Source organism: Kitasatospora sp. NPDC057512, assembly GCF_042802135.1.
In the GTDB taxonomy this organism is placed as follows: Bacteria; Actinomycetota; Actinomycetes; order Streptomycetales; family Streptomycetaceae; genus Kitasatospora.
The window spans coordinates 1-5,949 of the sequence record NZ_JBHVET010000550.1; the positions used below are offsets into that span (position 1 = coordinate 1).

The following is a 5,949-nucleotide window of genomic DNA, read 5'->3' on the forward strand; positions in this document are numbered from 1 at the left end:
GCCGCGGACGGCGGCCAGCCCCTCGGCCGAGGCGTCGTGCGCGATCGCACCCTCGTAGCCGCCGACGCCCGCCAGGCGCAGGGTGGGGGCGCGCAGCACCGCGGCGGCGACCTCGACGGCGGCGTCCGCACCGCGGGCGCCGGTCCGCCCGCCGGGGCCGCCGAGCTCGACCAGCACCTCGACCGGCCGCTCGGCCCCGGCGGCGCGCAGCGCCTCGTCCATCAGCCGCACGCTCTCGACGGAGTCGACCCAGGAGAGGAAGGCGAAGTCCGGGTCGGCGGCGAGTTCGTCGGCGAGCCAGGCCAGTCCGGCCGGGTCGAGCAGGGCGTTGGCGAGCAGGATGCGCTGGACCCCGAAGGCCCGGGCGATCCGCACCTGCGGCAGGTTGGCGAGGGTGATGCCGTGGCTTCCGGCGTCGAGCTGCGCCTGCCAGAGGGCGGGCGCCATGGTGGTCTTGCCGTGCGGGGCGAGCGCCACGCCCGCCTTGGCGCACCAGTCGGCCATGGTGCGGACGTTGTGGTCGAGGGCGGCGCCGTCGAGGGTGAGCAGCGGGGTGCCGAGCGAGGAGAGGGTGGGGCCGGTGGCGAGCCACTCCCGCGTGCTGCGGCCCCACGACTGCGGCGGAGCGGCTTTGAACCGCCAGTCGAGCGGTTCGTCGGCCAGGGCCGCCACCGCTCCACGGGCGATCCCCGGCCCGGTACCGCTGCTTGCGAAGGTCTGCTCCACCGTGTTCCTCCATCCGCACAGGTTGCAACATGTGCAACGAGGGTTGCACATGCTGGCAACACGGTTCTAGCATCGGCGCCGGATCACGGTCAACGGACCGGACTCCCGGTCGACGGGGTCGGCTCACGTGCGGCGCTCGCGCAGAACGCGGTGCTCACGGACGGACGCGGCGCTCACGCGCCGCGGAGTCGACCCGGTGGGCCCGCTCTCGACGGAACGGCCGCAGACGAGGAGCCCCGCACATGCCGCGACAGGACACCCCGGGCCCGACCCGCCCCGGTCCTCCCCCGACGGCCGTGTGCGTGGGCGAGTCGATGGCCGTCCTGCTGCCGGACCGCCCGGGCCCGCTGGAGTCGGTGGAGAACTTCCGGCTCTCGGTCGGCGGCGCGGAGTCCAACGTGGCGGGCGCGCTGGCCGCGCACGGCGTGCCGACCGCCTGGATCAGCCGGGTCGGCGACGACGGCTTCGGCCGCCGACTGCTCGCCGAGGTCGCCGCCCGCGGCGTGGACGTCTCGGCGGTCGCGGTCGACCCGCACCGCCCGACCGGCCTCTACCTGAAGGAGGTCGGCGGCAGCACCGGCGACCGCCACGACCTCGGCCCCGGCCGCAGCCGGCTGCACTACCACCGGCGCGGCTCCGCGGCCGCCGCGCTCTCCCCCGGCCTGCTCGCCGACCCGGCCGCCGCCGCACTGCTGGCCGGCGCCCGGCTGCTGCACCTGTCCGGCATCACGGCCGCGCTCTCCGACGACTGCCTGGCCCTGCTGCGCGCCCTGCTCGCCGACCGCCGTCCGGGCCGCCTGGTCAGCTTCGACCTCAACTGGCGCCCCTCGCTGTGGCTCGACCGCGACCCGGCCGTCCTGCCGCCGCTGCTGGACGCCGCCGACCTGCTGCTGCTCGGCGCCGACGAGGCCGAGGCCGCCTTCGGCACCGGCGACCCGGCCGCGCTCCGCCGCCGCTTCCCCGCCCCGGCCACCGTCGTGGTCAAGGACGCCGCCCGGCAGGTCACCGCCCTGGCGCAGGACGGTACGGCGGTCACCGAGCCGGCCCTCGCGGTCGAGGTGGTCGAGGCCACCGGCGCGGGCGACGCCTTCGCGGCCGGCTACCTGGCCGGCACCGTCCGGGGCCTGGACCAGCGGCGCCGGCTGCGGCTCGGCCACCTGAGCGCCGCCTGCGCGCTGACCGCCCACGGCGACCAGGCCGAGCTGCCGGACGCCGCCGTGGTGGCCGCCCTGCTCGACGCCTCCCCGGCCCACTGGGCCGCCACCCGGGTCACCCCGGAGGGCATCACCGGCCCGTCCCTGCCCGCCGGCCCCGCACACCCGACCGACCGGACGCCGTCGGCCGACCGGTCACCGTCCGCCGACCGGACCCGGGCACAATGAGCGGGAACCCCAGCCCTCGAAGCGGAGCACGATGAGCCAGACCGTCACCCGCGCCCTGCGCATCCTCGCCGAGCTCGGCGAGGGCGAGCGCTCCCTCGACCAGCTCGCCGAGGTGCTCGGCGTCCACAAGACGACCGTGCTCCGACTGCTCCAGAGCCTCGAAGAGGAACGATTCGTCTATCGCGACGCGGCCTACCGCTACCACCTGGGCGCCGGCCTCTTCGCGCTCTCCGGCCTGGCCCTGGAACAGCGCGGCGTACGCCGGATCGCCGCCCCGCACCTGGCCGAGCTGAACGCCGCCACCGGCCAGACCGTGCACCTGGCCGCGTACGAGGGCGGCGAGGTGGTCTACATCGACAAGTTCGACTCCCGCCACCCGGTGCGGATGTACTCCCGGATCGGCCTGCGCGCCGCCCTGCACAGCGCCGCCGTCTCCAAGGTGCTGCTGGCCGACCTGCCGCTGCCCGAGCGGCGCCGGGTGGTGGCCGGGATCGACTTCGTCCGGCACACCGAGCGCACCCTGACCACCCCCGAGGCGCTGCTCGCCGAGCTGGAGAAGGTCGCCGCCCAGGGCTGGGCGCAGGACCACGCCGAACACGAGTCCTTCATCAACTGCGTGGCCGCGCCCGTCCGGGACGCCAGCGGGCGGGTGGTCGCCGCCGCCTCGATCTCCGTCCCGGACGTCGTCCTGCCGTACGAGCAGGTGCTGGACCTGCTCCCGCAGCTGCTCGCCACCACCCGCGCCGTCTCGGCCGACTGCGGCCGCCCCGACCACACCTGACGAACCGTCACGCAACGTAAGGAAGCCCATGTCCGCCGAGCACCCCCAGACCTTCGAGAAGACCGAGATCCGCACCGACGGCGCCCCCGCCCCCGCCTGGATGTTCTCCCAGGGCGTCCGCAAGGGCCCGTTCCTCCAGGTCTCCGGCCAGGGCCCGCAGGACCCGGCCACCGGTGAGTACCTGCACCACGGCGACGTGAAGGCGCAGACCCGCCGCACCCTGGAGAACGTCAAGGCCATCGTCGAGGCCGGCGGCGCCACCATCGAGGACGTGGTGATGTTCCGCGTCTACCTCACCAAGCGCGCCGACTTCCCGCTGATGAACGAGGTCTACGCCGAGTTCATCGACGAGAACGTCAAGCCCGGCGGCGTGAAGCCGTGCCGCACCACCGTCTTCGTCGAGCTGCCGCAGGAGCCGATGCTGGTCGAGATCGACGCCCAGGCCGTCATCGGCTGACTCCGCCCCGCCCGACGGAAGGGCCCGGACGCCACCCGCGCGTCCGGGCCCTTCCGTCTGCCCGGGCCCGTCCGCCGGCCCCGCCGCCTGCTTGCCACACCCCCCTCCGAATATTAGGTTAGGCTCACCTAACTAACTGGAGGTCCGCCCATGAGCCTGCCCACCGGCGACACCGAGGTCCCCGAGCCCAGCACCGCCGACCGGATCCACAGCCTGCTCAGCACGACCTCCTCGCTCACCGTCCGCGCCCTGGGCGAGCACCACCACCTGGACACCCCGGTCTCCGTGCACGGCTCCCGGCTGCGGCTGCGCGCCGCCCTGGACGACCCGCTCACCACCGCCGCCGTCGGCGCCACCGAGGGCCTCGCCGTCGTCCTCGACGTCACCGACGTCGCCCCCGTCGCCGTCCGCGACCGCGTCCGCGCCCGCCTCACCCTGGCCGGCCGGCTGCAACTGGCCCACCTCGCCGACGACGGCCTCGGCGTGCACCTGCGGGTGGACGTCGCCCACGCCGTCCTCGCCACCCCGTACGGCACCGGCGCGATCACCGCCGCCGACCTCGCCCTGGCCGCCCCCGACCCGCTGGCCCGGTACGAGGCCATGCTGCTCACCCACCTCGCCGACGACCACGCCGAGGCGCTCGACGTCCTCACCCGGCTGCTCGACCCGGCCGTGCTCGCCCACGCCCCGGAGGTCCGCCCGCTCGCCCTGGACCGCCACGGCCTGGTGCTGCGCCTGGACCACTCGCACGGCCACCGCGACGTCCGCCTGGTCTTCCCCGAACCGGCCAGGGACACCGACGACTTCGGCCACCGGATGCACGAGCTGCTGGCCGCCGCCCAGAACGGCCTGCCGGTCCACCGGCGCTGAACCCGGCCCGCCCGCCGGGACCGCCCGAACCCGGTCACCGCTCGACCGCGTCCTCCAGCACCACCCGCCCGATCCGCGCGTACAGTCCGGGCCGCCACCGGCGCACCGCGAGCGCCAGCCCGATCCCGCCCAGGAACACCCCGATCACCAGGTACGGGATCAGCCGGAACAGCAGCGTGTGCGCCGCCGCCCCCGCCGCGGCGTCCCGGTTGAGCACCAGCAGCACCACCACCCCGGCCATCGCCACCCCGCCCGCCAGCGGCGCGGCCAGCGTCCGGAACCAGTGCGCCGTCTCCGGGTGCCGTCCGCGCACGTGGAAGTACCCGACCACGGCGAAGGAGCAGAGCGTCTGCACGACCAGGATCGCCATCGTCCCGAGCAGCGCCAGCAGCGTGTACAGGTGCGCGTACGGGTCCATCCCCGCCGCCAGGAACCCCGCGACCAGTCCCACCGCGATCACCGACTGCGTCACCGAGGCGACGTGCGGCGAGCCGTACCGCGGATGGGTGCGGCCGAGCGCCGGATGCAGCAGCCCCTCCCGCCCGATCGCGTACAGGTACCGGGCCGCGCACTGGTGGAAGGCCATCGCGCAGGCGAACGAGCCGGTGACGACCAGCCATTGGAAGACCTTCACCGCCCAGGCCCCCAGGTGCACGGCGAGCTGGTCGAAGAACAGGCTGTTGCCGTCCTTGCCCGGCACCGCGCCGCCCGCCACCGCGACCGCCCGCTCGACCCCGTTGCCGGACACGATCATCCAGGACACGAAGACGTAGAGCAGCCCGACCCCGATCACGGAGATCAACGTGGCCCGCGGCACCACCCGCTTCGGGTCGCGGGACTCCTCGCCGTACATCGCGGTGGACTCGAAGCCCACCCAGGACCAGAACGCGAAGAACAGCCCGAGCCCGGCCGCCGACGTACCCGAACTCCCCACCCCCTTCAGCGCGTTCAGCGGGTTCAGGGTCCCGGCCGCGAGCCCGTCCGGCCCGCCGCCGGAGAGCAGCACCGCCAGCGAGACCGCCGACAGCACCCCGATCTCCAGCACCAGCGCGACCCCGAGCACCCTGGCCGTCAGATGCAGGTCGAACCAGCCCATCACCCCGATCACCGCCGCCCCGAACAGCGCGTACCAGCCCCAGCCCAGGTCCACCCCCAGCTGCGAACGGACCAGCCCGCGCAGCGAGTACGCGAAGAAGCCGAGGGCCGCGGCCTCGGTGACGACGTACGCGAGCACCGCGAGCAGCCCCGAGGCCATCCCCGCCACCCGCCCCAGCCCGTGCGAGACGTAGCCGTAGAACGCGCCGGCCGCGGTGATGTGCCGGGCCATCGCCACGTAGCCGACCGAGAACACCGTCAGCACCACGGTCGCCACGATGTACGCGGCGGGCGCGCCCGCGCCGTTGCCCTGGCCGACGATGATCGGCAGGTTGCCGGTCATCGCGGTGATCGGGGCGGCGGTGGCGAGTGCCATGAACACCACGCCGACCAGGCCGACCGAGTCCGCCTTCAGCCGGTCGACCCCGTCCGCCCCGGGCCGCTCCCGCCCGGCCGTCTCCCCCGTCACGTCCCCGCTGCCGACCGCCATCCGGCCTCCTCGCCTCCCGGACCCGCCCGACCGCCGGACCGGCCGGGCGCTGACCGTCCGCCAGCATGGCGCCCCGCGAGCGCCCGGCGATCCCGGCGATCCCCCGGCGGGACACCGGAGTTGACGCTTCGTTCGACCGCTCGAACAC

6 protein-coding genes are annotated in these 5,949 nt (G+C 75.0%); 4 read left to right on the forward strand and 2 right to left on the reverse strand.

The window, feature by feature from the left end; genetic code table 11:
- A partial coding sequence (locus ACFU6K_RS28805; RefSeq protein ID WP_380667863.1) for an alanine racemase occupies nucleotides 1-726 on the reverse strand: 726 nt, incomplete at its 3' end.
- Between the two features lie 242 nt (nucleotides 727-968).
- Here ACFU6K_RS28805 and ACFU6K_RS28810 point away from each other — a divergent pair.
- From ACFU6K_RS28810 to ACFU6K_RS28825, 4 genes are all read left to right on the forward strand, one after another.
- Nucleotides 969-2,108 (forward strand): sugar kinase, encoded by a 1,140-nt coding sequence (locus ACFU6K_RS28810; RefSeq protein ID WP_380667865.1) that lies wholly within the window; start codon nucleotides 969-971, stop codon nucleotides 2,106-2,108.
- Nucleotides 2,109-2,139: 31 nt separating this feature from the next.
- On the forward strand, nucleotides 2,140-2,889 hold the full coding sequence (locus ACFU6K_RS28815; RefSeq protein ID WP_380667867.1) for an IclR family transcriptional regulator: 750 nt from the start codon (nucleotides 2,140-2,142) through the stop codon (nucleotides 2,887-2,889).
- Between the two features lie 28 nt (nucleotides 2,890-2,917).
- Nucleotides 2,918-3,346: a RidA family protein gene (locus ACFU6K_RS28820; RefSeq protein WP_380667869.1), complete on the forward strand. Its 429-nt coding sequence runs from the start codon at nucleotides 2,918-2,920 to the stop codon at nucleotides 3,344-3,346.
- Between the two features lie 150 nt (nucleotides 3,347-3,496).
- Nucleotides 3,497-4,216, forward strand: a complete 720-nt coding sequence (locus ACFU6K_RS28825) for a DUF2470 domain-containing protein (RefSeq protein ID WP_380667871.1) — start codon at nucleotides 3,497-3,499, stop codon at nucleotides 4,214-4,216.
- Between the two features lie 34 nt (nucleotides 4,217-4,250).
- Here ACFU6K_RS28825 and ACFU6K_RS28830 read toward each other — a convergent pair whose 3' ends face one another.
- Complete coding sequence (locus ACFU6K_RS28830) at nucleotides 4,251-5,801, reverse strand: APC family permease (RefSeq protein WP_380667873.1); 1,551 nt, start codon at nucleotides 5,799-5,801, stop codon at nucleotides 4,251-4,253.
- Nucleotides 5,802-5,949 lie beyond the last annotated feature (148 nt).

Coding starts and splice junctions, on each gene's coding strand:
- ACFU6K_RS28810 (WP_380667865.1), top strand. CDS start 969: ATGCCGCGACAGGACACCCCGGGCCCGACCCGCCCCGGTCCTCCCCCG.
- ACFU6K_RS28815 (WP_380667867.1), top strand. CDS start 2,140: ATGAGCCAGACCGTCACCCGCGCCCTGCGCATCCTCGCCGAGCTCGGC.
- ACFU6K_RS28820 (WP_380667869.1), top strand. CDS start 2,918: ATGTCCGCCGAGCACCCCCAGACCTTCGAGAAGACCGAGATCCGCACC.
- ACFU6K_RS28825 (WP_380667871.1), top strand. CDS start 3,497: ATGAGCCTGCCCACCGGCGACACCGAGGTCCCCGAGCCCAGCACCGCC.
- ACFU6K_RS28830 (WP_380667873.1), bottom strand. CDS start 5,801: ATGGCGGTCGGCAGCGGGGACGTGACGGGGGAGACGGCCGGGCGGGAG.